General features: G+C 43.2%; 24 protein-coding genes. 10 read left to right on the top strand and 14 right to left on the bottom strand.

The features are described from left to right. Positions 1-282: 282 nt before the first annotated feature. Positions 283-1,275 carry a hypothetical protein gene (locus QWZ17_RS15365; RefSeq protein WP_290306143.1) on the bottom strand — a complete coding sequence of 331 codons (993 nt, stop codon included), beginning with the start codon at positions 1,273-1,275 and terminating at the stop codon, positions 283-285. Positions 1,276-1,656: 381 nt separating this feature from the next. Here QWZ17_RS15365 and QWZ17_RS15370 point away from each other — a divergent pair, with 381 nt between their 5' ends. The 5 genes from QWZ17_RS15370 (at position 1,657) to QWZ17_RS15390 (ending at position 6,011) form a co-directional block, all read left to right on the top strand. Continuing rightward, positions 1,657-2,085 carry a CBS domain-containing protein gene (locus tag QWZ17_RS15370; RefSeq protein WP_290306144.1) on the top strand — a complete coding sequence of 143 codons (429 nt, stop codon included), beginning with the start codon at positions 1,657-1,659 and terminating at the stop codon, positions 2,083-2,085. Between the two features lie 445 nt (positions 2,086-2,530). Continuing rightward, positions 2,531-3,778 carry a DEAD/DEAH box helicase gene (locus QWZ17_RS15375; protein ID WP_290306145.1) on the top strand — a complete coding sequence of 416 codons (1,248 nt, stop codon included), beginning with the start codon at positions 2,531-2,533 and terminating at the stop codon, positions 3,776-3,778. Between the two features lie 158 nt (positions 3,779-3,936). Further along, on the top strand, positions 3,937-4,935 hold the full coding sequence (locus QWZ17_RS15380; protein WP_290306146.1) for a glycoside hydrolase family 43 protein: 999 nt from the start codon (positions 3,937-3,939) through the stop codon (positions 4,933-4,935). A gap of 114 nt (positions 4,936-5,049) precedes the next feature. Continuing rightward, positions 5,050-5,409, top strand: a complete 360-nt coding sequence (locus QWZ17_RS15385; protein WP_290306147.1) for a hypothetical protein — start codon at positions 5,050-5,052, stop codon at positions 5,407-5,409. Further along, positions 5,406-6,011, top strand: coding sequence for an HAD family hydrolase (locus QWZ17_RS15390; RefSeq protein ID WP_290306148.1), 606 nt, complete (start codon positions 5,406-5,408; stop codon positions 6,009-6,011). The genes QWZ17_RS15385 and QWZ17_RS15390 overlap by 4 nt, the downstream gene beginning before the upstream one ends. A gap of 3 nt (positions 6,012-6,014) precedes the next feature. On the opposite strand, the gene QWZ17_RS15395 is transcribed toward QWZ17_RS15390, so the two are convergent. From QWZ17_RS15395 to bshA, 5 genes are all read right to left on the bottom strand, one after another. Continuing rightward, positions 6,015-6,560 carry a dihydrofolate reductase family protein gene (locus tag QWZ17_RS15395; RefSeq protein ID WP_290306149.1) on the bottom strand — a complete coding sequence of 182 codons (546 nt, stop codon included), beginning with the start codon at positions 6,558-6,560 and terminating at the stop codon, positions 6,015-6,017. A gap of 191 nt (positions 6,561-6,751) precedes the next feature. Then, positions 6,752-8,140, bottom strand: coding sequence for a LutB/LldF family L-lactate oxidation iron-sulfur protein (locus tag QWZ17_RS15400; protein WP_290306150.1), 1,389 nt, complete (start codon positions 8,138-8,140; stop codon positions 6,752-6,754). Positions 8,141-8,406: 266 nt separating this feature from the next. After that, entirely contained in the window at positions 8,407-9,951 is a 1,545-nt protein-coding gene (locus tag QWZ17_RS15405) for a M28 family peptidase (RefSeq protein WP_290306151.1), read from the bottom strand. A gap of 164 nt (positions 9,952-10,115) precedes the next feature. Then, on the bottom strand, positions 10,116-10,550 hold the full coding sequence (rpiB, locus tag QWZ17_RS15410) for a ribose 5-phosphate isomerase B (RefSeq protein ID WP_290306152.1): 435 nt from the start codon (positions 10,548-10,550) through the stop codon (positions 10,116-10,118). 238 nt (positions 10,551-10,788) lie between these two features. Beyond that, on the bottom strand, positions 10,789-11,937 hold the full coding sequence (bshA, locus tag QWZ17_RS15415) for an N-acetyl-alpha-D-glucosaminyl L-malate synthase BshA (protein ID WP_290306153.1): 1,149 nt from the start codon (positions 11,935-11,937) through the stop codon (positions 10,789-10,791). Between the two features lie 124 nt (positions 11,938-12,061). Between bshA and QWZ17_RS15420 the strand changes: the two genes are divergently transcribed. Beyond that, positions 12,062-12,484: a VOC family protein gene (locus tag QWZ17_RS15420; RefSeq protein WP_290306154.1), complete on the top strand. Its 423-nt coding sequence runs from the start codon at positions 12,062-12,064 to the stop codon at positions 12,482-12,484. A 145-nt stretch (positions 12,485-12,629) separates the two neighbouring features. Here the strand turns inward: QWZ17_RS15420 and QWZ17_RS15425 are convergent, their stop codons facing one another. The 3 genes from QWZ17_RS15425 to QWZ17_RS15435 all read right to left on the bottom strand — a co-directional run bounded on the left by QWZ17_RS15425 (position 12,630) and on the right by QWZ17_RS15435 (position 14,651). Next, positions 12,630-13,178, bottom strand: a complete 549-nt coding sequence (locus tag QWZ17_RS15425; RefSeq protein WP_290306155.1) for a hypothetical protein — start codon at positions 13,176-13,178, stop codon at positions 12,630-12,632. An 80-nt stretch (positions 13,179-13,258) separates the two neighbouring features. Beyond that, complete coding sequence (locus tag QWZ17_RS15430) at positions 13,259-13,642, bottom strand: VOC family protein (RefSeq protein WP_290306156.1); 384 nt, start codon at positions 13,640-13,642, stop codon at positions 13,259-13,261. A 208-nt stretch (positions 13,643-13,850) separates the two neighbouring features. After that, positions 13,851-14,651: a helix-turn-helix domain-containing protein gene (locus QWZ17_RS15435; RefSeq protein ID WP_290306157.1), complete on the bottom strand. Its 801-nt coding sequence runs from the start codon at positions 14,649-14,651 to the stop codon at positions 13,851-13,853. A gap of 114 nt (positions 14,652-14,765) precedes the next feature. Here QWZ17_RS15435 and QWZ17_RS15440 point away from each other — a divergent pair, with 114 nt between their 5' ends. Continuing rightward, positions 14,766-15,398 carry a hypothetical protein gene (locus QWZ17_RS15440; protein ID WP_290306158.1) on the top strand — a complete coding sequence of 211 codons (633 nt, stop codon included), beginning with the start codon at positions 14,766-14,768 and terminating at the stop codon, positions 15,396-15,398. A gap of 54 nt (positions 15,399-15,452) precedes the next feature. After that, complete coding sequence (locus QWZ17_RS15445; protein ID WP_290306159.1) at positions 15,453-15,809, top strand: glyoxalase superfamily protein; 357 nt, start codon at positions 15,453-15,455, stop codon at positions 15,807-15,809. A gap of 10 nt (positions 15,810-15,819) precedes the next feature. Here the strand turns inward: QWZ17_RS15445 and QWZ17_RS15450 are convergent, their stop codons facing one another. The 5 genes from QWZ17_RS15450 to QWZ17_RS15470 form a co-directional block, all read right to left on the bottom strand. After that, positions 15,820-16,338, bottom strand: a complete 519-nt coding sequence (locus QWZ17_RS15450) for a hypothetical protein (RefSeq protein WP_290306160.1) — start codon at positions 16,336-16,338, stop codon at positions 15,820-15,822. 66 nt (positions 16,339-16,404) lie between these two features. Next, complete coding sequence (locus QWZ17_RS15455) at positions 16,405-16,974, bottom strand: hypothetical protein (protein WP_290306161.1); 570 nt, start codon at positions 16,972-16,974, stop codon at positions 16,405-16,407. 110 nt (positions 16,975-17,084) lie between these two features. Beyond that, positions 17,085-17,657: a hypothetical protein gene (locus QWZ17_RS15460; protein WP_290306162.1), complete on the bottom strand. Its 573-nt coding sequence runs from the start codon at positions 17,655-17,657 to the stop codon at positions 17,085-17,087. A gap of 223 nt (positions 17,658-17,880) precedes the next feature. After that, entirely contained in the window at positions 17,881-19,698 is a 1,818-nt protein-coding gene (locus QWZ17_RS15465; protein WP_290306163.1) for a serine hydrolase domain-containing protein, read from the bottom strand. Beyond that, entirely contained in the window at positions 19,685-21,319 is a 1,635-nt protein-coding gene (locus tag QWZ17_RS15470) for an amidohydrolase (protein WP_290306164.1), read from the bottom strand. Before QWZ17_RS15470 ends, QWZ17_RS15465 begins: the two co-directional genes overlap by 14 nt. A 201-nt stretch (positions 21,320-21,520) precedes the next feature. On the opposite strand from QWZ17_RS15470, the gene mutL reads away from it, so the two are divergent. Both mutL and QWZ17_RS15480 read left to right on the top strand, forming a co-directional pair. Next, on the top strand, positions 21,521-23,386 hold the full coding sequence (mutL, locus tag QWZ17_RS15475; RefSeq protein ID WP_290306166.1) for a DNA mismatch repair endonuclease MutL: 1,866 nt from the start codon (positions 21,521-21,523) through the stop codon (positions 23,384-23,386). A 21-nt stretch (positions 23,387-23,407) separates the two neighbouring features. Continuing rightward, a complete protein-coding gene (locus QWZ17_RS15480; RefSeq protein WP_290306167.1) occupies positions 23,408-24,127 on the top strand; it encodes a rhomboid family intramembrane serine protease in 720 nt (239 codons plus the stop codon). Positions 24,128-24,141 lie beyond the last annotated feature (14 nt).

Raw genomic sequence — 24,141 nt, forward strand, 5'->3', positions numbered from 1 at the left:
TTTCCGAATAACGATGGGTTTTAAACCCATCGTTATTCGGAAAACTGCAAACTGCAAACTGCAAACTGCAAACTGCAAACTGCAAACTGCAAACTGCAAACTGCAAACTGCAAACTGCAAACTGCAAACNGCAAACTGCAAACTGCAAACTGCAAACTGCAAACTGCAAACTGCAAACTGCAAACTGCAAACTGCAAACTGCAAACTGCAAACCGCAAACCGCAAACCGCAAACTGCAAACCGCAAACCGCAAACTGCAAACCGCAAACTGCAAACTGCCTACTAATGCTTATGATACCCAAAGGACAACCCAGCAGCTAAACCAATCGTAACGTAGCCGTAGCTATCCTGGAAAGATTGGTTGTAATCATCCTGGCCGCGATAGCCGCCGCCAATTACCAGGGCCGAGCCTTGCATGAACGGGAACGAGTAGTAATATTTAAGACTAACGTTTAAGCGTTTTTTGATATCAATGGCCGAGTAGTTATCATATTTATCGGCTATGTAGGTAAAATCAAACTGGATACGCTGCCAGTTGGCATAGGTTTTATGGCCCGCTTCCAGCGGGTCATTATACGCCTTGATAAAATTGTAAACGCGACCACCATTTATCCTGATAAAGCCGTAGTGATCTTTCAAACCTTCGGATAAGCCCAGGTTAAACAAACCGGCATGCACTTCCAAACCAAGGTTATCGTAACGGTCGGTAATTACATCTTTTTTATCAACCCTTTTACCCGTAAAATAGGTAAGAGTGTAAAAGTTGGTGGTAAATTTACCGTCAAGAGTGTTGAACGTGCCGTCGGGATTTTCTGATGGACCGCGGGCACCGTTAGAGTGGTGCGAGTAGCCGAATGAGAAGAATTTAGGATTAAAGGTATCCTCATTAACCCTGAAAAATACCGACGCCCCCGGCATATAGCTTGGCGACTTTACCGGCGCCCCCTCAGATGACAGCAAGCGGATTTTTACCCTTGGCGTAAACACAAACATAAACCGTGAGTTTGGCGAACTGAACAGGATAAAGTTTGGAGCCAGATCTGCCGTTAGTTGTGTTTTTACTTTATTGAAGTATTCGTTGCCACCAAAAGACAGGCGTAGGTTTTCTTCATAAATACTGCCAAAATTATGGTTGATGATGCGCTTTTTAAGCAATGCCGAATCGGGGTTTTCAACCTGCTGGTTTACTTTGATGGTATCAGCAGTAGCGGCGTTCGCGGTAAAATTATATGTAACTAATACAAAAGTCAGCAATGCCAATGCACGTAAAGTCAATCTGTTAAAAGACGCTTTTAGAGGTAAAAATGTAATCAATTTAGTAAGTATAAATTTGTGTATAGCCGTGAGTGTTTAGATAATAAGCAGGGTGACCGAACACTTTAAAAATTGTGTGCAATATTAGTTATTATTCATTTTTATAGGTAGATAACAGTGTCAGGTAAGCGTCAATGTTATGGTTTTACTGAAATACGGGGTAAAAGCGCTTAAGGTTTTACAGTAACATTACAGTTGATGGCTTTTTGTTGGCAATTACCTACACATAGCCAGTCTATAAAATCCTGAATTGTTGATATTTATAGTTTAAAAAACATTTGCTTTTGATTGCTATTCGTTATATTTGATTGAAAGCCAATCCTAAAATTAAACCTCAGTATCATGATCAAAGTTTCAAACATCCTTGCCCGTAAGGGAGGTGGTGCCATCAGTATTGATGCCGGTACTTCCGTTTTAGAAGCGTTAGAGTTAATGGCCGATAAAAATATCGGCTCGGTAGTGGTAACCGACGGCGGCGAATACGTTGGTTTGCTTACCGAACGCGATTACGCCCGTAAGGTTATCCTGAAAGGAAAATCATCGCACGAAACCCTGGTACGTGAGATCATGAGCACCGGCCTGCCCCGCATCCTGCCCGAAAACTCCATTGAAACCTGCATGCACATCATGAGCGAAAGCAATATCCGCTACCTGCCGGTTTTTCGTGCCGATAAGCTGATCGGGATAATCTCTATTAATGATTTGGTAACGGAGACAATTTTATCTCAGCAGGAAACCATTGAGCAGTTGCGGGGGTATATACATTCTTGATTTCGGAATTGGGAATTGAGATTTGGGATTTATAGCCATAAATCATATCATTCCGAATCTTAAAACCCCTGGTTTAGAAAGTGGGAATGGCATAGAACCACCTTCTCCGCCCTGTCATGCTGAGGTACGAAGCATCTATTCGCGAACTATTCAGAGCGAATAGGAATGGCGTAGAATAGATCCTTCACTGCGTTCAGGATGACAGAATTTAAAAATATGTCATAGATAGCAACGAAGCATCTATTCGTGAATTTGCGGGACGAATAGGAATGGTGTAAAATAGATCCTTTACTGCGTTCAGGATGACAGACTTTTTACGATATAATAATGAGCAGCAAAAAAACATTCGCGAACCTTTCCACCTGCTTTAAAAGCCCCACTATCACCATAAATAGCTATATCCCGTTTAAATTTCATACCTTGCATAATTTACTTATAAGATATAGTGACTTTTCAGGATTTTAATTTCAACGAACAACTATTTGAGGGTGTGCAGAGTATGGGTTTCACCACCCCTACGCCTATACAGGAAATGGCCATCCCTGCAATTTTAGCCGGGCACGACCTTATTGCCTGCGCCCAAACGGGTACGGGTAAAACCGGGGCCTATTTGCTGCCCGTGCTAAACCATATATCCGGTACGGCCAAACACCAAACCAGTGTGCTTATTTTAGCACCAACCCGCGAGCTTGCCCAACAGATAGATCAACAGGTAGAAGGCCTGGCCTATTTTACCGGTGTAAGCTCTATTGCCGTATTTGGCGGTGGCGATGGCATGGCTTATGAGCAGCAACGCCGTGGCATTCAAAATAATGTGAACATCATTATCGCTACGCCCGGCAGGTTAATTGCCCACCTTACATCGGGTGTATTAAAGCTTAATCACCTTACCCATCTGATACTGGACGAAGCCGACCGCATGCTGGATATGGGTTTCAGTGATGATATTATGAAGATCATCAGCTACCTGCCTAAAACAAGGCAAACGCTGCTGTTTTCGGCTACTATGCCAGGTCGTATCCGGTCGTTGGCTAAGGCTATTTTGAAAGATCCGCAACAGATCAATATCGCTATTTCGCAACCTGCCGTTGGGATTGATCAGCAAATCTATCGCGTACATGATCAGCAAAAAACACCTTTATTACAGCTCATACTGCGCGATTCATCGTATTCAAGTACCATTATTTTCGCCTCCCGTAAGGAGATCGTAAAATCGCTATACAAAGAGTTAAAGGCTGTAAAGATTAACGCCATGGCCTTCCACTCCGATTTGGAGCAGAAGGAACGCGAGGAAATCCTGCTTAAATTCAAAAATAAACAGTTGCCGGTTATCATCGGTACCGATGCCCTTTCGCGCGGTATTGATGTGGAAGGCATCGACCTGGTGGTTAACTATGATGTGCCCGGCGATCCGGAAGATTATATCCACAGGATCGGTCGTACGGCGCGTGCCGCCACTACCGGCACTGCCATCACCTTTGTAAACCACCGTGATGAGCGCAAGCTTAAAAACATTGAGCAACTGATGGAGCGCGCTATCAGGGTGGTGGGCATACCAGATGAACTGGCCGCTATTCAGCCGGCGCCACAATCGGCCCAATCTGATGATAAGCGCAAGCCTAACCGGCCTAATAAACGCTGGGGTAAAAAGAAACCAAAAAACAATAACGGCAATACAAGCAGCCCATCGTAGAGACGCAATATTTTGCGTCTCCCATGTGCAAATCAATGCTGCAAAGCCGCTCTGTAAAGCCGGAGAAGCAAAATATTGCGTCTCTACCAGAAAATTGGTTTAGCTTTTCAACTAAACCAATTTAGCTGTTATATTAGCGCCATTATAAAACTCCTATTATGAAAAAAGGCATCTGCAAAATCCTTTTAGCAACGGCTTTGGTTGCTGCAATAGTCGCGCCTGCAAAACAGGCGCTGGCACAAAATAAAAAAACATCGGGCAACCCGGTAGTTGAAGGCTGGTACGCCGACCCGGAAGCTAAAATTTTCAATAAACAATATTGGCTATACCCCACCTACTCGGCCAAATACAATGAGCAGGTGTTTATGGATGCTTTTTCATCGCCCGACCTGGTACATTGGACCAAACATCCGCGCATTGTTGATACCAGTGGTGTTAAATGGGTACGCCGCGCACTTTGGGCACCGGCAGTTACCGAAAAGGATGGCAAGTACTACATTTTCTTCGGCGCCAACGATATTCAAAACAATAACGAAAAAGGCGGCATTGGTGTAGCCGTTGCCGATAATCCGGCCGGGCCATTTAAAGATTACCTGGGCAAACCTTTGGTAGACCAGATCATCAACAAAGCGCAACCTATTGACCAGTTTGTTTTTAAAGATGATGACGGCCAATACTATATGATATACGGTGGCTGGGGCCAGTGTAACATTGTAAAACTTAAAAACGATTTTACAGGCCTTATCCCCTTTGACGATGGCGTTACCTACAGAAAAATAACCCCCGAGGGTTATGTAGAAGGTCCGGTTATGTTTAAACGTAAAGGAAGATATTATTTTATGTGGAGCGAGGGCGGCTGGTCAGGTCCGGACTACCGCGTGGCTTATGCCGTGGGCGATACCCCATTTGGTCCGTTTAAACGGATAGCTACCATTTTAAAACAGGACGCCAGTATTGCCACCGGCGCAGGCCACCATTCGGTAATCAATGTGCCTGGCACCGATGAATGGTATATTGTGTACCACCGCCGCCCGTTAACGGAAACCGACGGCAACCACCGTGTAATGTGCATTGATAAAATGTATTTTGATAAGGATGGCTTAATTCAGCCGGTGAAGATCACCAATGAAGGTGTTACCGCAAGGAAGATCAAATAAAACAGGTTGTTTTAAACAATAAAAGTTTAGGGCCGTCATTCACAAAATGATGACCCTAAAACTTGCCTTTAATTTTAAGCTAATGGCTATATTTGATGTGTGAAACTCATCATCATGTTCAACAAAAAAACAATAGCCTTATTAAGCTTAATTATACTTTCATTCGTCGCCTGTAAAAATCACTCTAAGTTTGACAGGGATGACTGGAACGACGGCGACGGACTTACCTTTGCCTATCGCCCAAAAATGGTTGATGATCTTTTGGAGAATTACAAGCTGAAAGGATTAAAATACCAGCAGGTTGTTCATTTGCTGCACCGCCCGCAACAAAGCAACCCCACCCAAATGATTTATGAACTTGATGAAATACTTAAGCCCGGCACCCCTCACTATGTGAAACAGCTTATTTTAACCATGAAAGATTCTGTTGTGGTTGATGCCAAGGTTTACGAGCATACGGATAAGAAGATATGATCAACACCATAATATTTGACCTGGGCGCGGTTTTAATTGACTGGAACCCGCATTACATGTACCGCAGCATTTTTGACAATGAGCAGGAAATGCTGGATTTTTTGGCCAACGTTTGCACACCCGACTGGAATGAGGACCAGGATGCAGGCCGGTCATTACAGGAAGGTACAGATATACTGGTAGCTAAATTCCCGGAACATGAGGCCAACATCCGCGCCTTTTACAGCCGTTGGATAGAGATGCTGGGCGAACCATTTCATGGCACTGTTGAGATTTTTAGACGGCTAAAAGAAAGTAAGCAATATAAGATATACGCGCTCACCAATTGGTCGGCCGAGACTTTTCCATTTGCTGTCGCTCGTTTTGATTTTTTAACCTGGTTTGATGGCGTGGTAGTATCCGGTACCGAAAAAATGCGTAAACCAACACCCGCGTTTTATCAGATCCTTTTAGATAGATACCAGGTTAACGCCACCGAAGCTTTATTTATAGACGATAATTACCGTAATGTGCTTGCCGCCGAGGTGATGGGCATTAAAAGTATCCATTTTAAATCGGCAGAAGAATTAGAGGTTGAATTGAATGGGTTAGGGATATTGTAAGCCCTACCCCAGCAAATCAATCATACTCATATCAAACTCGGGTTTAAAGGTATACCTAAGTTGTATCAATCCGCTCGAATAGCTTTCGCTGCCTAAAAACATCAGGTTGGCGCGTTCCTTTATATTGAATAATGCCTTACCGCCGCCCAGGATCACCGGGTGTACCGATAGGATAAACTCATTGATCTGCTTATGATCTATAAAGGCCGATACCAGTTGGGCACCGCCAAACAGCCAGATATTGCCACCTGCTGAATGCCTGATTTCATTTACACGCGCCTCAAAATCGGCAGAGCGGATAATTTCTGCATTGCCTTCAACGGCTGTTAAAGTATCTGTAAACACATACAACTTAAGCGCGGCAAATAATTCCGGACCGGCAGCCAACAACGTTTCATAACTTTTACGCCCTAAAAAAATAGCATCTGAATTGTTCAAAAACTCCGTCATCCCATAATCCTGGTCGTTAAAGCACCAATCATACTCGCCATTGGGCCCTTCAATAAAACCATCAAGGCTCATGGCCAGGTTTAAAATTACTCTTCGCATGTGGTAAAATTGTTTAAAAGCACAGGAAACACCATTAGCTTGCATACATGACAAAACTCCATAATCCCAATGTTATGCCGAACTTGTTTCGGCAACCCATTTGCTGAGTGTACACCATGCAAGCGGCTCATCCTGTGCGGGCCTGAAACAAGTTCAGGATGACTTTAATTTAGGATTTCTGAATCATCAGTTTATTCCGCCTCACCCTGGTGTTTTTCCTGCCATTGTTTGGCAAATGATTTTTCGGCAACTACAGGCATTTCTTTTAGATGCCCCCAGGTTTTCTTAAAGAAAAATTTGAGGAAAAAGTTTTTCATTTTGCCACCAAAAAAATCCATGGTGCTGCGTTTAAGCATGCCTTTTTTCCAGGCGGCCCAGCCCCAGCGCTCTTTAGTTGTAACCAGGTTTTCGTTAACGGCATCCCGGCGGTTAAGCAGCAGCATCTTATGGATATCAATTTTTACCGGGCAAACCTCGGTACAACTACCACAAAGACTTGAGGCATAACTCAGGTGCTTAAACTCGGCCATGCCATTGGTATGGGGGGTTATGATAGAGCCTATAGGCCCACTATAAGTAGTGTTATACGTATGGCCGCCAATGTTCTGATAAACCGGGCAAACATTGAGGCATGCGCCGCAACGGATGCAGTATAAGCCCTGGCGCTGTTCTTTTTGGGCAAGCAGGTTGGTGCGCCCGTTATCTACCAATACCACATACATTTCTTCCGGCCCATCAGTTTCATTGCCCTGGCGCGGACCGCTTAAAATGGTATTATAAACCGTTAAGTTTTGCCCTGTGCCATGGGTTGATAACATAGGCCAAAACAAATCCAGATCGGTAATAGACGGGATAATTTTTTCAATACCCACAACTGCGATATGGATGCGGGGGAACGAGGTGCATAAACGCGCGTTTCCTTCGTTTTCGCTGATGGCTACGCTCCCGGTATCTGCTAACAGGAAATTAGCTCCGGTAATGCCAACATCGGCCTGCAGGTATTTATCGCGCAGTAATTCACGTGCTTTGAGGGTGAGCTGCTCTGGCGTGGCATCAACCGGGGTACCAAAGTGCTGGTTAAATAACCTTGCAATATCCTCTTTGCTGAGGTGCATGGCCGGGGTAACAATATGGTAAGGGGCCTGGCCCAATAACTGCACAATGTATTCACCCAGGTCGGTTTCTAATGATTCAATACCGTTTTGTTTCAGAAATTCATTCAGGTGAATTTCTTCGGTCACCATTGATTTTGATTTTACTACCGTTTTGGCTTTGGTCCGCTGAATGATGTTCAGGATTTCGCGGTTAGCTTCTTCGGCATCATTAGCCCAGATCACTTTGCCACCACGGCGCTGAAAATTGCTTTCAAACTCTGGTAAAAACTTATCCAGGTTTTCCATCACCTTCCATTTGATCACATGCCCCTTCTTTTTGGCATTATCAAGGTTGGCTATCCGTGAAATTCCGCTGGTAGCCGCAGCGCTATACTTATCAATGCTGTTATTGATAATACGGCGATGATCCAAATCAAACGCCTTCTCTTCCGATGTAACTAAAAAATCTTCGGCGGTGCTACCCATATATGCGAAAGTAGCGTTTTTTGTTAAAAGTTGGTGGGTTGGGTTGGATTAAGTGAGTGGTTGATTAAGTTAGATTAGGTTGATTGAGTTGGATTGAGTTATTAAAAAAGAAAAGCGACCAGCAAAATATGCTCGTCGCTTTTCTTTTTATGTGGTTTATTAGTGAACTGCGGTTGAAAGGAGCCAATCACCTTTGTTTATTAGGTGAACTTAATCTAACCTATTCAACTCACTCAACCTAATCCAACTCACTCCAACCCAATCAACTATTTCCCGTCAACAACAGGTTTCTTATCCCTGTTTGCAAGTTCCCAGCCGGTGTAAAATACCAGTTGAGCACGTTTAGCTAATAATGGGAAATTGATTTTGCTTACCTCGTCGCCAGGCTGATGGTAATCGGCATGTACACCGTTAAAGTAAAATATAATTGGTACGCCATGTTTGGCAAAGTTGTAATGATCGCTCCGGTAGTAAAAACGGTTTGGATCATTAGGATCGTCGTATTTATAATCCAGCTTTAAGTGGGTATAAGTATCGTTTGCTTTTTCGCCAATATCATGCAAATCCTTACTTAACATAGCCGAACCAATTGGATACACATAGTTAGCAGAATCGGCTTTGCCAATGTACTCTTCACCAACTCTGCCGATCATATCAATATTTAAATCGGTAATGGTGTTAGCCAAAGGATAAATAGGATGATCGGTATAATACTCAGAACCAAGCAATCCTTTCTCTTCGCCTACGTTACCCAAAAACAATACACTGCGACGCGGACCGTGGCCATCTTTTTTTGCCTGCGAAAACGCGCGGGCAATTTCAAGGATGCCGGTAGTACCAGAGCCATCATCATCGGCACCGTTATTCACTTTATCTTTCGCGTTAGGATCATTCACCAAACCAATGTGATCATAATGGGCCGAAAATACCAACACCTCATCTTTCAAATCGGTGCCTGGCATAAAGCCAACTACGTCAACCGCTTTAACATCGCTACGCTCATTACCATAGGTGGCAACAAAATCGGCTTTTGCAGTTACCACAGGGGTGGTGGCAGCTGCTGCTTTTAAATCGGCATATGTTTTCCCGGTTGATTTTACCAATTCATCGGCTACAGCCGGGGTTACCATTAACACAGGTACTGAAGCTTTAGGCGCTTTTACTTCTTCCTTTATAGTTAAACGCGGGCTGGTAACGTTTCGGCCATAACGCTTTAACATAGCAGTAAGTTCGCCATTGGCGGCAACAATGGCAAGCGGGTTTTTGCTTTGCAGATTTTTAACGATGGCCATGCGTGCGGTGCTCATACGGGGTGCCGTATTTGGCGTTTTACCGGCCTCTGGTTTATCCTCGTTAATCCACAATACAATTTTGCCAACCAGGTCGGTTGAGCCAATTTCACTTTCGGTGCCGTAACCTACAAAAACAATATCGCTTGTTTTGATGCTGTTATCAGATACGCTTCCGTTAGGGAAAAAGTCTTCGCCCAGGGTAAAAGCTTTACCGTTAACGGTAAATGCCGATACTTTTAACACGCTTTGTACCAATGGTACATCAAAAAAATACGATCCGTTTACAGGAGCCTGTAAACCTAATTTTTTAAACTCGCCGGCAATGTAGTTAGCGGCTTTTTCGGCACCCGGCTTACCGGTTTCACGACCTTCAAATGCGTCAGACGCCAGGATGCTCAGGTGTCTTTTAGCGTCTTCGGCGCTAATCAGCTTCCCATACTTCATAGCAGTAGGGTTTTGCTGCGCAAAGGCATTTACAGCCAAAGCCGTAGAAAATGCCAACAGTGTTACTTTTTTCATTTATGATAATTAATTAGTCAGTTTCTCTTTAGTCATTGGTCAATGGTCAGTAGTCATTGGGAACTTGCAAAGAGGCTGTTCCTGTCCTTCTGTCTCCATCGTTATATCCTTGCTCCTTTGTCCAATAGTCCGCTGGTCTCAAAGTCCAATAGTCTCAAAGTCTCTCAACAAGATATTTTCCCTACTCTCGTAGCATGCCTGCCGCCTTCAAAATCGGTGGTTAAAAATGCTTTCACAATTTTTTGGGCTTCATCAATACTGATAAAACGGGCGGGGATACATACAATATTGGCGTTGTTATGGCTGCGGGCCAGTACGGCTAATTCTTCGTTCCAGCAGATGGCGGCACGGATGCCCTGGTGCTTATTTGCGGTGATGGCTACACCATTGGCGCTGCCACAAACCAGGATACCCAGGTCGTATTCGCCACTTTCAACTGCCGATGCAACGGGATGGGCAAAATCGGGGTAATCAACTGAGGTATTGGAGTATGTGCCGAAATCCTTTAATTGATCTGCCTCGAAACCGGCAGCTAAAGCTTCTTTATAATCAAATCCGGCATGGTCTGCCCCAATAGCTATTTTTAACCCTTTGTTCATCTGTTAATACTTTTTTGCGAATATGCAAAATTCAGATGACAGATGCGCAGGTTTCAGATGCGCAGATTTTTAATAAGAAGATTGTTACAATATTGGGGTGGGGGCCATGCGGGAAGATGGCTTAAAATGAAGTAGACCCGAGACTTACGAAGTTTTAAAAACTTCGTAAGTCTTTCGCCGTGTTGTTATCTCCTCTTTCAAGGTACAGGAGCTTTATAAAATGTCTATTTCTAAGTTGTTACGCATCCTTACATTTATCCTTACACTTCTCTATCACTTCTAAATAATAGTTTTCGTAAACCGGTAATATCGTTGATAGATCGAACTGCTTGGCGCGGGCCAGGGCATTATCTTTAAATTGCTCCAGGCGGGCTTCATCTTCTAAAATGTAGATAGCTTTTTCGCCCATAGTTTCAACATCGCCAACATCGCAAAGGAAACCGGTTTCGCCGTTAACGTTTAACTCCGGTAAACCGCCGGCATTACTGCTAATCACGGGTACTTTGCAGGCCATGGCCTCCAAGGCGGCCAAACCAAAACTTTCAGATTGTGATGGCATCAGGAACAAATCGGCTACAGAAAGTATTTCTTCAATAGCGTCCTGTTTACCTAAAAAGCGTACGTTATCGGTAACACCCAAATCGCGGCAAAGGTACTCGCAGCCAGAGCGCTCGGGGCCATCGCCAACCATCAACAATTTAGATGGAATTTTTTTTACCACTTTGGCAAATATCTTGATCACATCTTCGGTACGTTTTACCTTACGGAAGTTGGAGGTGTGCACCAATATTTTTTCGCCGGCGGGCGCAATGGCTTTTTTGAAATGATCTTTGGCTTTAAGACTGAAACGGTTGAGATCAATAAAGTTAGGAATCACCTTAATATCGTTCTCGATCTCAAAGAATTTATAAGTGTCTTCGCGCAGGTTTTCAGATACGGCAGTTACACCGTCCGATTTATTGATAGAGAATGTTACTACCGGTTTAAACGTACGATCCTTCCCAACGAGGGTAATATCGGTACCGTGCAGGGTGGTAACCACGGGAATATAAATACCGTAGGTCATCAAAATTTGCTTAGCCATAAACGCTGCCGAAGCATGCGGAATGGCGTAATGCACGTGCAGCACATCTAACTTTTCGTGACGTACCACATCAACCAGCCTGCTGGCCAGGGCCAGTTCATAGGGTGGAAAATCAAACAAAGGGTAATTGCTTACCGAAACCTCGTGGTAAAAAAGGTTTTCGGAAAAGAGGTCTAACCGGGCTGGCTGGTTATAGGTAACAAAATGTACCTGGTGACCGCGGTCTGCAAGGGCTTTACCAAGTTCAGTGGCAACAACCCCGCTTCCGCCAAAGGTTGGGTAACAAACAATTCCGATCTTCATTTATGTTGGATAATTGGACGCAAGTTTAACAGCAATTTATTTGAAATGTGTTAACACTGTGTAAAATGATTTAACTTAGTTAAGTTGCTTTTGCCAATATTTACATTTACCAATACTACCCATTATGGATAACGCTATAAATTTAACAATCAACGCTATACAACATATCGGCATCCCGGTTACCAACGTTGCCGTGTCGCAGCTTTTTTACAATCGGCTTGGTTTTACCAACGTGATGGAGGCCCCGTTTACCGATAACGGCGGCAAGGGCACCTGTGTAATGATGCAACGCGGAAATATGATCATGGAGCTGTATCAATTACCTGAAGCCGGACTGGCGGAGATTAAGACGAGAGGCAATGGCCACATAGATCACGTAGCTTTTGATGTAAGCGACATTGATGAAGCGTTTAAAGTAATAACAGCGGCCGGTTTTAATGTATTGGAGCCCGAGCCGGTTTTCCTGCAATTCTGGAAAAACGGCTGCAAATATTTTAACATCACCGGCCCGGATGGGGAACGGCTGGAGTTTAATCAGATTTTGTGAGACTTTGGGACGATGGGACTATTGGACTTTTAGACAAAGGAGCAAAGACTTAGGGACAAAAAATAAAGCAGGCTTTGGGGTGGGATGCTTGGGCTGGGTAACTTTTGGAAAACTTATCCCGAATATCTTTTGCGCCCAAAAGAAATCACCTGATATAAATCTCTCCGGGTTTAGCGTTTGCTGGCCGGGGCGAGTGAATGCCACCTTTGCGTGCTCCCGGCGCAAGTGTCCATACATTAATGGCCGTTACTTCACCTTTGGCGTCCCTTAGTACGTTTATTTCAAAAACAGATTGCGTGCTTACCAGCAGGCTTGGGTCGTTAATATAGAAACCGTCGACTGCGAATTTTACATCGCCTTTAATATCCAGCCATTGTTTAATATCATCGAAAGATTTGGCCGGTACTTTAATGCCATCTTTAAGGGTAATCATTATAATACCATATTTACCGAGGTTTTTAAGTCCGGGCGGGATATTGTCCTTGTCTTTAAAAACGTTGATGGATTTAATATCATTGGGGTTAACATTTAAGGCGCCGATGATATGATCGTTAATAACAATTAAGGGGTTATCCACCCTTGCATCAGGCAAATGTTTATAAACGGTATCCTGTAAAGTATCTCGTTGTGCCATAGTAGCGGTGGCACAACTGCATAACATGATTAACAGAATCGCTTTCCTTAATGATTTCATTTGATGTAGTTTTATGGATAGATGCTAATACAAGCTAATTTCCATAAACAAAATCAGATAATTTATAAAAAAAGCATTAGCTATATCGCATTGGTTATCCACCAGGTATTCCCAAACGGATCTTTAACACCTGCGCTACGGCCGTACGACTGATTTGCCGGCGGCATAATATTTTCGGCGCCATTGTCAAGAGCCTTCTGATAGGTTTCATCGCAGCTATCTACATAAATAAACATGCCCGCGTTTTGCTGCGCATAGGTGTCGGTACAATCGGCAAACATAATGGTGCTGCCTTTTACATTTACCTCGGCATGCATAATAGTGGTTTCGTCGCGCATGGATTTGTACTGTTCGGTTGCTTCGAACACGTTTTGCATAAACTCAATAAATTTGCCGCCATCTTTTACAACAAGGTATGGCATAATGCGCTGGTAATTTTCGGGAATACTTTTTTGGCCTTCCATAATGATTTGTTTTTAAACAAATGTAGCGGGTAGCTACTATCCGAAATTGGAAAAATCGGACATCTTTTTAATTGGGGACTGGGTTAACAAAACCATGCACCGTAGCCCCCTTGTATAATGACTATCACTCAACCCACTGCTTTTAACAACATAGGATAAGTCTACGGCGGAGTTTTTTGACTTTTGAATTTTTACTTTTGAATTTCACTTACAAACTTATAAACCCTTCGGCCTTACCCGAAAAATAAAAACCCGGATGGTAGCCTGTAAATTCCTTCACATCATGAATAAAGTGCGATTGATCATAGTACCCGCAATCGAGCGCTATTTGGGTTAGCGTTTTGTGGTGGTCATATTGTTGTATAGCATCATGCAGGCGCACCAGGCGCAGGTAGGTTTTAGGACTAAAGCCCGCGTAGGTTTTAAACTGCCTGTTAAACTGCCTTACCGATAAGTTGTAAGTGCTGGCCAGTTGCTCAACAGTTGGGTTATGATTAGCATGAATGAGTTCCCTGATAGCAATTACCATCCTATCGTCCTTTAATATGCCTTTCTTTAACCTGTTTATCAAAAAGGTTGATAATATAACAGCCCGCTGCTGATTATCGGGAGCAAGCATCATCTGCTCTTCAAGCAATTGGCCGGCTTTACCTAAAAAGGTATCATAATCTAAAGCAAGGTTGCTGGTTTCGCTTGCCGGTACGCCAAACAAACGTGGTACCGCGAAGGGATAAATATAAGCGCCAAAAATGCCGAAACTTTGCGTGGTTACAAAACGCCGGTACCTGTTGGTTTGAAACTGAATGCCCGAGGGACCGCCATTATCTGTGCCGCTGTCGGTGATCTCATCGAAAACAGACTTGTAATGAAAAACCATTTCGGTACAGCCATCGGCAACAGAGCGGTAAACATACTGCTCCTCACCCGGCGCAAGCTCATGCTCCAGCACCCAGTAAAACCTTACATAAGGTTTTAAAATATCAGGCGGCTCAATGGTGTAGTAATTCACTTCAATGGTATATTTCCAGGTATTGAAACTGTTTCGCTTAATAAAGCTACTGTTTATTTTTATTTTCCGCGTTCGTCCTTTAAAACATACCTTTAGGCAACTAAACTTATCACCATGATATTTACTTACGGAACGGGATTTTACGGTAAAATTGCAACCCATAATGATCAATGGATAGAGACTAAATTCTTCCACATTATGTTTATTCCGCTTTTTCCTATCGGCTCTATGTATGTTACGGCTTCGGAGTTTAAGCGCCGGGGCGGCCTTGATATTGATACCAATTCAAAAAGCGTTTTAGCCACTTACGCCCGCCTGTTTACTTTCCTGGCAGCCGCGATTACCTTCTTCATTGCATTTACAAATAACCTCAACTTTGTTTATTTTATGGCTATGGCCATACCCTTTGCCGCTTTATGGGTGTACTTTTGTTTCTTTTATGGCAAAGCCAAAAAAAGCGATTTGCCATTAAGGGATAAAGTTGGGAGTATTACCGGTTATTACGCTTTGCCTCATTATTTTGATCATTCTTTTTTGTATCTGAAACTTGATGCATTTGAAAAAGAGTACAAACGAATATATCCCGATAGTAACTGGCAAACCGATTTGATGAGCGATGATGTTGAGATTGCCGACGGCAGAAAACGTTTACTATTTGGTATTGCTTTATTTAATTGTGTAATTAATAACTCGCCCGAAAACGATGAGCTATATTACAAGGCCGACGCGCTTTACCAGTTGCCTTAACATGTAAGCTTTATAGGCACCTAAAAACCGTATAATAATCTTATTTTTAATCATATGAAATTTGAGAAAGCGGTACCCATACTTTATTCCACAGATGTGGTGCAAAGTTTAAATTACTACGTTGAAAAGTTAGGCTTTGATGAAAAATGGGAATGGAACAGTCCGCCCGATTTTGGCGGCGTGGTAAAGGGCGAGGTGCAGATCTTTTTTTGTAAGCAAAACCAGGGCAATCCTGGCACCTGGCTTTCTATATTTGTTGATAATGTTGACGAGTTTTATGAGGATGTAAAGTCCCGCGGCGCTAAAATACTTTCGGTACCCGATGATAAACCCTGGTATGTAAGAGAAATGCTGATTGAAGATCCCGATGGGCACATCATCCGTTTTGGACATGGTATCGAGTGTGATTGAAGTGCCAACTCTACTTTTCCAACTCCGACTCAGCCTGCGTTGTAAAAGCAACAATTTTCCAACTTCCATGGTCAAGTAAAAGCTGTATATTATCCATACCCGGCTTTCTTTTGCTTGCTTCATGCGGTACTATGGCTTTAAAAACTACGGTTACATTAGCTACGTTTTCAGTTCGTGTAATAGTAGCGCTTATGATGTTTTCCTGGTAACCGGTCTTTTTTATTGGCGAACTAATGATATACGCTTTATAATCGGCAATAAATTGCTCCACATTCACACCAGTGCGTTTCACACCAGGTGCCGGTGCTGCCACAAACGTTGCCCCGGGTAGGGAAAGGGTTTTAATTATTGCCCATTGCGGTTGGTATCCTGCTTTGAAACTAAAAGCCTTGTAAAGGGAATCAACTGTTTTTCTGATGTTGGCTGCACTACCGGGTGTTTGATTTAATGGAAATGCTACTTTCCAGGAAGCAAACATTAAAAAAATAGAAGCGATGACTATTTGTTTTGTAAGTACAACTATTTTCATGATGAAAGATAAGAAAATAAGCGGGGCTTTGACTACAACCCCACCTGCCGCCCTCTTATTACCTTGTTATTTATTGGGATAAACATCAAATTGAAACTCCTCAGCAATGAGTTTTTGTATCCGTTGATATTTATCTTCTACTGGCTCTTTACTTCCGGGGAAATAAGTATTAAACCTAAATTGATTTACTTTCCCATTCTTTTTTATTTCAATAACGTATAGCGAAAACGGGCTATGCAAAGCGGGCGTAAAACCCTCAGCCACCTGATCTTTTTCTTCTAAAAGTTTCAACGAATCAGCCTTGGCTATAAATCCTTCAAAACCACTGCGGGGAACAATATTTATTTGTTTGAAAGTCGTATTATCTGTTTTGCTGCGGGTGAATGTATTTTTTCTTATTTCGAGTAGTTTACCAGCAAAGCCAAAATCCTTAGAGCTTGATATCGTAACAACCCTATCAATCGAAGTTGAATAGTTTACCCAGGCCCTAAACTCAAAATCGGCGTCGCTTTTTGATACAGGAAACAACCTATCCCCGGTGTATCCAAAATTCAGAAATGGCATTACATATTCTTTAGGAGCGGCACAACCGGCGAATAAAATCGCTAATGATAGATATAGGAAAGACTTCTTCATCTTAATTTTTGATACTAGATGCCGTTAAACTTAGTTTTCCATAAATCAATAGTCGTTTTATTATTAAACTACTGCATGAAAAGCAGCTGAAAGCTCGCAGGGGCAATAAGTTATTTCAAAAATTCAATTACGAGTTTTTCAAGTTTCTTAACCTCTTCAATTCGCATGTCATATAAGTTATTATATTTTTCCTGAATTCGTTTGCATATGTTGCAAGTCACTCTATGCTCATTCCTGTTTTCATTTGCCTTAACATGCTTATCTAAATGTCGTTCTATTTCATTATTGTAACTTTCATCCATTTCAAAAGGTAAATTTTCCTTTAAAAATGACACAAGTGAATAAATATGGCTGATCAATAAGAATTTGTCTTTCTTTACTTTGCTTGAATAAAATAGCTTGTAATACTCCGATGGATGATTTGCCTTATATAAATCCGTATTGAAACTTTCAAACGTATTTATAATAACAGAATGTTCATGAGTTAGAATATATTGACATAGCTGATAATTTTCAATTAGACCTTTACAACAGGGAAGAATAGAATCCTTTAAATGAGCTAAAATAGCACCTTTTATCCTTTTTAGCTTTCTCCTATCTGCTAAATATTGAATTATTATAGCACTTGTTATCCCTAATATAAAAGATATAAAAACAGGGGAATATTTGGAATAGGCGTCCATCTATGATTTATTCAATTTACTTTTTAAAATAAAAACTCCCATTCCGAAATTCAACTACCACGAATTCAAGGTAGTGTAATTCTTGGTATACATAATCTTTATCCAAACCTGAAGCCCTCAACAGCTGAAAGCTGCAACCGTACCACCCACGGGCTGGAAACTCGCGTTGTCGCAACAAATCATCAAATAAATAAATCCGAAATCGAAATTCTCAAATCCGAAATCACATACCCTTTCCTATCGCTTCATACACCACATCCTGTATCCGTGGACGGATGTTGAGGCTGCTTAGCTTGCTGCCTACGTTGGGATTTACCCGGTTGCTAAGAAAAATGTATACCAGTTTATATTTAGGATCAACCCATACGCAGGTGCCGGTAAAACCTGTGTGACCAAAGGTTTGATCAGATGCCAGTTTGCTTGGGTAGTGCCTGTCGGCTATGGGGTCCCAGCGGTCAAAGCCTAAACCGCGCCTGCTCACGGGCGATTGTTTGGTGGTGAACAAATCAACCACCTCGGGTTTAAAATACTGTACGCCGCCATAACTGCCTTTGTTAAGCAGCATCTGGTAAAGTATGGCGACATCATTGGCACTGGCAAATAAACCGGCGTGGCCGGCTACGCCGCCTTTAAGGGCAGCGGTTGGGTCATGCACGTAACCATCCAATAAACTATGGCGATATTCCTGGTCGTTTTCTGTTGGGATGATCTGGTTAGCGTTAAACCTGTACAATGGCAAAAAGCCTGCGGTTTGCATGCCCAGCGGGGTGTAAAACTGCTGCTGCACGTAGGTATTTTCGGGGATAGAGGTGATGTTTTCTATCACCTCCTGCATAAACAGCATGCTTACATCGCTGTATACATATTGCCCGCGGGTTTTAAGGGGCGAGTTCAACATTTCCGGGAACATTACATCTTTGTAATAATCTTTCCGCAAAAAATAATGATCAGATACCCGTGTTGGGTAGGCTGCCGATGAATCAGTGCTATGATCTGATGGTTTTACTTTTTCAAACGATTGGATATCCGGGATAAAGCCGGCCTGGTGCAGCAGCACTTCCCTGATCTTTACATCGTTTTTATTGCTTTTAACCGCCAGCGGAATGTAATCGCCCAGGGTATTTTCAATACTTAACTTACCCTGGTCAAACAGCTGCATGGTCGCCACCGTGGTAGCCGAAATTTTGGTCATGGATGCCAGGTCGAAGATGTCGGTCAATTTATCGGGCATGGCATTATCATAAGTATGATAGCCGTAGGCTTTGTTAAAAATAACCTTACCATCTTTGGCCACCAAAACAACGCAACCGGGCGTAGCGTGCTCGCTGATGGCTTCGCGGGCAATTTTGTCTATACCATCCAGGTTTTCGGTTTTAATGCCCACATCTTCGGGTACCGAGTACTGCAGCCTTATTTGCTGGCTGGTAAAGCCCATCCCCGTACTATAAACCGGCGAGTAGGTTTTGGTAAGCTTTTGGGTGATACTTACCCCGCCAAAAATAGCCTGCGCAGCGTACGAGGCAGATACAACAGAAACCCGCTCCGCCCAGATCACCGGCACGGTAACATCATTCAGTTTGGTTAACAATGCCCCGTTGCCAAAAGCAGCAACAATTACGCTTTTAGTTTTTTGGGTGGTGTTGATAAAATTGATCAATGCGGGGTTGTTCAAATCCGCCTCATTAACCTGCAAAATAATGGTGTTATACCACTTTAAGTCGTTGGCTAAATTGGTAAGATTTTTAGCACCGGTATAAGTGCCGCCCTCAAAGGCCTGCACTTTGGTGTATTTATTAAGCAGACTATCAAAAGCGGTGGCGTATTGATTGGTAAAATGCACACTGGCTACTTTCAAATCCTCCAGCTTTTGCAGCGGGATCATATATTTAGCGTTATTGAGCAAAACAGTTGAGTTCTGCACCAGCCTTTCTTCGGCTACGTAATTTTGTCCGCTTAGTGGTGGTACCTGCGCGCAGGCGGTGTTAAACAATGCAAACCCCGATAGTACTAAGGCCATGCGGCCCCATTTATTTTTTATCATATACTTTAACTCCGTTTATATAGGTACCTGTCACTTTCACTGTTGGCAATTCGGTGCCTTTGGCTTTCATGATATCTTTATCTAAAATCACAAAATCGGCATACTTGCCTGGCTCAATGCTGCCTTTTTCTTTTTCTTCAAAATTGGCTCTGGCCGCCCAAATGGTAATACCCCTTAAAGCTTCTTCCCTGGTCAGGGCATTTTCTTTTTGAAAACCATGCTCGGGGTAACCTTTCAAATCCTTACGCTCTACCGCTGCATAAAACGTGTACATGGGGTTAATATTCTCTACCGGGAAATCTGTCCCTAACGGAATCCAGCCGTTTTGCTTCAGCAAAGTTTTGTAGGCATAGCCCGATGATTTTAATCTTTTTTCGCCAAGGCGTTTACCGGCCCAGTACATATCTGATGTGGCGTGTGTGGGCTGTACCGATGGGATGATGCTGTTATCGCCAAAAAGTTTCACATCCTCGGGCGCTACAATCTGCGAGTGCTCTATGCGCCAGCGTTTATCATTTTTACCTTTTAAAACCGAAGCATAAATTTTTAATATCACCCGGTTGGCCGAATCGCCGATGGCATGGGTACACATCTGGAACCCTTTTTCGGCTATCTTTTTAGCAACCTCCTGAAAGTGTGCCTGGCTGCTTAGTAAAAAACCATTCCACCTGGCAGAATCGGCATAAGGTTTCAGCAAACATGCCCCTCTTGAACCCAGCGCGCCATCGGCATAAACCTTAAAAGAGCGTACATCAAGTAAAGGGGTTTTATAGGCGCCGTGTTTAAACAGGTAATCATAATTCTCCTGCCTATCTGCCAGCATTACATACAGGCGCATTTTTAGCGAGCCTTTATGTTGTAAATCGGCAAGGGTGTTAATCATGGTGTAGGGTAAACCGCAATCATCAATAGTAGTTAAGCCTACTGCAAAGCAATTTTTTTGTGCCGATAGCAAGGCATTTTCTACAACCGGCGGTGTTGGTTCCGGAATTTTTCGGGTGACGATGCCCACAGCGTTATCAACCAAAATTCCGGTTAGTTTACCCTTGACCGTTTCAATTTCGCCACCGCTTATGGTTTGGCCCGGTTTTACTCCGGCTATATTCAAAGCTGCCTGGTTAGCAATTACCGCGTGCCCATCCACCCTGCTCAAAATCACCGGCCTTACCGGGAACAAAGAATCGAGCTTAGCTTTATCGGGGAATTGTTTTTTATCCCAATCATTCTGATCCCAGCCGCGGCCAACTATCCAGCCATCGGGATTGCGGGTAGCATAGGCTTCAACCGAGTCCACAATCTCTTTCCAGCTTTTGGTACCGTCTAAACTTACCTCCTGCAAGCCCAATCCGTATTCATAAAAATGAGCATGCGCGTCAATAAAACCCGGATAGACTGCGGCACCTTTGGCATCCAGTATTTCGTGAGCGTTATATTTTTGTTCTAACGAGTCGGCACTGCCAACAGCTAATATTTTACCCTTACTTACCACAAAGGCATTGGCGGTGGTAAAACTGCTATCTACGGTATAAACAACCGCGTTTTTAACTAACAGATCGGCATTATATTCTTTTTGTTTGCAGGCCGCGGCCAAAAGCAACAGCGCAGGCAAGAGTTTTCTCATACGATGGTAATTAAAGAGAGTCAAGAATCAAGAGTCAAGAATCAAGATAGCTTCACTGGTGTTAAGTGACTTACTATCTTTTGTCTTTGATCTTTTGTCTTTATTCCATCATCCTATACTTATACAATTATCAAATCATAAAGTTATGCCTTCAAATATTTAATTTAGCATCGAAAACGAAATTGAAGGGAATTTTTTTAGATGTCAGATATAATTCAGCTTTTACCGGATGCCGTTGCTAACCAGATTGCCGCTGGCGAGGTGGTACAACGACCAGCATCAGCCGTAAAAGAATTAGTGGAGAATGCCATTGATGCCGGGGCCGGCAAAATACAGCTCATTATAAAAGATGCAGGTAAATCATTGATACAGGTTATTGATGATGGCTGCGGCATGAGCCTTACCGATGCCCGCATGTGCTTTGAGCGCCACGCCACATCAAAAATTCGCAAGGCCGATGATCTGTTTGCCATCCGTACCATGGGTTTCCGGGGCGAGGCCATGGCATCTATTGCCGCTATTGCCCAGGTGGAACTAAAAACCCGCCGACACGAGGATGAATTAGGCACCTGCATTTTTATTGAAGGATCGGAAGTGATTAGCCAGGAAGCCTGCTCGGCCAATACCGGCACCTCTATCTCCGTAAAAAACCTGTTTTATAATACGCCCGCCCGCCGCAACTTTTTAAAAAGTAACCCGGTAGAAATGCGGCACATTATCGACGAGTTTCAACGGGTTGCATTGGCCAATCCGCAGATATTTTTCACCCTGCACCATGACGGGCAGGAGGTTTACCATTTGCCCAACGCGCAACTTAAACAGCGCATAGTTCACCTTTTCGGCAATAATTATAACCAGCGCCTGGTACCGGTGGAAGAAGATACCACTATTATTAACCTGCGCGGTTTTGTTGGCAAGCCCGAGTTTGCCCGCAAAACCCGGGGCGAGCAGTTCTTTTTTGTAAACAATCGCTTTATCCGCGACGCGTACCTCAATCATGCCGTTTTAACCGCGTTTGAAGAGTTACTGCCCGATGATTGCTTTCCGTTTTATGTGCTGTTCATTGATATTGATCCGTCAAAAATTGATATTAACGTACACCCTACCAAAACCGAGATCAAGTACCAGGATGAGAAGGCTATTTATGCCATTATCCGGTCGGCAGTTAAACGCTCTTTAGGGCGGTACAACATTACGCCGAGTTTAGATTTTGACCAGGAAAACAGCATTGAGCACCTGATAACCCCAAAACCTTTTGAGGAAATTGTTGCGCCCACCATATCTTTCAATCCCGATTTTAACCCTTTTGCAGCCGATAAAAAGCAGCCGCTGAGAGAATACCCTAATTTCAGGGACAGCAGCAGCAGTGACCATCGCAGCGCGGCTATCCCTATGAACTGGGATACCTTGTACGAGATCAGCAAAAAAGAAACCAACCTGCAGCATGAAATGCACGAGGAAAAGCTCATCTCGGTTGATGAACAAGAGGTGAGCAAACCCAGTGAACGGCAGTTGTTCCAGATCCATAACCGGTTTATATTGTCGCAAATAAAATCGGGCTTTATGCTCATCAGTCAGCAGGCCGCGCATGAGCGTATTTTGTATGAGCGCTTTTTACAGCAATTGCAAAACCACTCGGGCTTAAGTCAGCAAAGTTTATTCCCGCAGTCGGTAACATTAAACGGTGCCGATTTTGAGTTGCTGCGCGAGCTATTGCCCGATATTAAGGCCCTCGGTTTTGACATCCGCGAGTTTGGTAAAAACACGGTGGTGGTCGACGGTATCCCTGCCGACCTGAACAACGTTGGTGAACATGAACTTTTAGAACATTTGTTAGAAGGCTTTAAAAACAACATGGCTATTTTAAAGGTTGATAAACGCGATAACCTGGCCCGGTCATTAGCCCGCAACGCGGCTATAAAAACCGGCACCAAACTATCGCTTGAGGAAATGAACCAACTGATAGACCAGCTTTTTGCCTGCCAATCGCCCAACCAGGCATTGAACGGTAAGCCCGTAATCAGTACCTTTACTTTGGCCGAATTAATGGAACGCTTTGAAAAATAGCCCCCGGGCTTTTACTATACTATGAACGGATACAATCAATCGCCTTTTGCCAATATTACACCGGTTGTAAAAAACCTGCTGATCATCAATATTTTATTTTTTATAGGTGATATTACCATTGGCAAGTACTTTCCAAAGGTGATGCAGGTTTTGCCAGTGTACTATTTCAATTCTCCATTTTTCAGGCCATGGGAAATAATCACCTACATGTTTATGCATGGTGGTTTCGCGCATATCTTTTTCAACATGTTCGCCTTGTTTTCGTTTGGGCCTATTCTTGAGTATTCCATGGGGCAAAAAAAGTTTTTCAACTTGTTTTTCTTATGTGGCATAGGCGGCGTACTCTGTAATTTTGCTGTGCAGGCGTATGAGGTACATGCTATTACCGGAGCCTTTACCATATCGCATCCCGAATTGCAGGAAACATTTGATCAGTACCACGGAGCAGGTGAGAAACTTGCAGCAATTTACTACGGACAAACGGTTGGTGCTTCAGGCGCTATATTTGGGTTACTGGTAGCGTTTGGAATGATGTATCCCAACCTGGAATTGATGATTATGTTTATCCCGGTTCCTATTAAAGCTAAATACATTATACCTGTATATATCGTAATTGAACTTTTCCTTGGCTACCAACAATATTCATGGGATAATACAGCCCATTTTGCCCATCTTGGGGGTGCCTTAATTGGTTATCTTTTAGTAAAAATTTGGAAATTACAAAACTCGGGCAATTATTAAACGTAACAGGAGTT

Source organism: Mucilaginibacter flavus (genome assembly GCF_030409315.1).
In the GTDB taxonomy this organism is placed as follows: domain Bacteria; phylum Bacteroidota; class Bacteroidia; order Sphingobacteriales; family Sphingobacteriaceae; genus Mucilaginibacter; species Mucilaginibacter flavus.

What these genes read in the sequence shown, in the direction of transcription:
- mutL (WP_290306166.1), top strand. Translation starts at nt 21,521, where the DNA reads ATGTCAGATATAATTCAGCTTTTACCGGATGCCGTTGCTAACCAGATT.
- QWZ17_RS15455 (WP_290306161.1), bottom strand. Translation starts at nt 16,974, where the DNA reads ATGAAGAAGTCTTTCCTATATCTATCATTAGCGATTTTATTCGCCGGT.
- QWZ17_RS15445 (WP_290306159.1), top strand. Translation starts at nt 15,453, where the DNA reads ATGAAATTTGAGAAAGCGGTACCCATACTTTATTCCACAGATGTGGTG.
- QWZ17_RS15380 (WP_290306146.1), top strand. Translation starts at nt 3,937, where the DNA reads ATGAAAAAAGGCATCTGCAAAATCCTTTTAGCAACGGCTTTGGTTGCT.
- QWZ17_RS15480 (WP_290306167.1), top strand. Translation starts at nt 23,408, where the DNA reads ATGAACGGATACAATCAATCGCCTTTTGCCAATATTACACCGGTTGTA.
- QWZ17_RS15425 (WP_290306155.1), bottom strand. Translation starts at nt 13,178, where the DNA reads ATGAAATCATTAAGGAAAGCGATTCTGTTAATCATGTTATGCAGTTGT.
- QWZ17_RS15385 (WP_290306147.1), top strand. Translation starts at nt 5,050, where the DNA reads ATGTTCAACAAAAAAACAATAGCCTTATTAAGCTTAATTATACTTTCA.
- QWZ17_RS15430 (WP_290306156.1), bottom strand. Translation starts at nt 13,642, where the DNA reads ATGGAAGGCCAAAAAAGTATTCCCGAAAATTACCAGCGCATTATGCCA.
- QWZ17_RS15405 (WP_290306151.1), bottom strand. Translation starts at nt 9,951, where the DNA reads ATGAAAAAAGTAACACTGTTGGCATTTTCTACGGCTTTGGCTGTAAAT.
- QWZ17_RS15465 (WP_290306163.1), bottom strand. Translation starts at nt 19,698, where the DNA reads ATGATAAAAAATAAATGGGGCCGCATGGCCTTAGTACTATCGGGGTTT.
- QWZ17_RS15450 (WP_290306160.1), bottom strand. Translation starts at nt 16,338, where the DNA reads ATGAAAATAGTTGTACTTACAAAACAAATAGTCATCGCTTCTATTTTT.
- QWZ17_RS15390 (WP_290306148.1), top strand. Translation starts at nt 5,406, where the DNA reads ATGATCAACACCATAATATTTGACCTGGGCGCGGTTTTAATTGACTGG.
- QWZ17_RS15370 (WP_290306144.1), top strand. Translation starts at nt 1,657, where the DNA reads ATGATCAAAGTTTCAAACATCCTTGCCCGTAAGGGAGGTGGTGCCATC.
- QWZ17_RS15460 (WP_290306162.1), bottom strand. Translation starts at nt 17,657, where the DNA reads ATGGACGCCTATTCCAAATATTCCCCTGTTTTTATATCTTTTATATTA.
- QWZ17_RS15470 (WP_290306164.1), bottom strand. Translation starts at nt 21,319, where the DNA reads ATGAGAAAACTCTTGCCTGCGCTGTTGCTTTTGGCCGCGGCCTGCAAA.
- QWZ17_RS15395 (WP_290306149.1), bottom strand. Translation starts at nt 6,560, where the DNA reads ATGCGAAGAGTAATTTTAAACCTGGCCATGAGCCTTGATGGTTTTATT.
- bshA (WP_290306153.1), bottom strand. Translation starts at nt 11,937, where the DNA reads ATGAAGATCGGAATTGTTTGTTACCCAACCTTTGGCGGAAGCGGGGTT.
- QWZ17_RS15400 (WP_290306150.1), bottom strand. Translation starts at nt 8,140, where the DNA reads ATGGGTAGCACCGCCGAAGATTTTTTAGTTACATCGGAAGAGAAGGCG.
- rpiB (WP_290306152.1), bottom strand. Translation starts at nt 10,550, where the DNA reads ATGAACAAAGGGTTAAAAATAGCTATTGGGGCAGACCATGCCGGATTT.
- QWZ17_RS15420 (WP_290306154.1), top strand. Translation starts at nt 12,062, where the DNA reads ATGGATAACGCTATAAATTTAACAATCAACGCTATACAACATATCGGC.
- QWZ17_RS15440 (WP_290306158.1), top strand. Translation starts at nt 14,766, where the DNA reads ATGATATTTACTTACGGAACGGGATTTTACGGTAAAATTGCAACCCAT.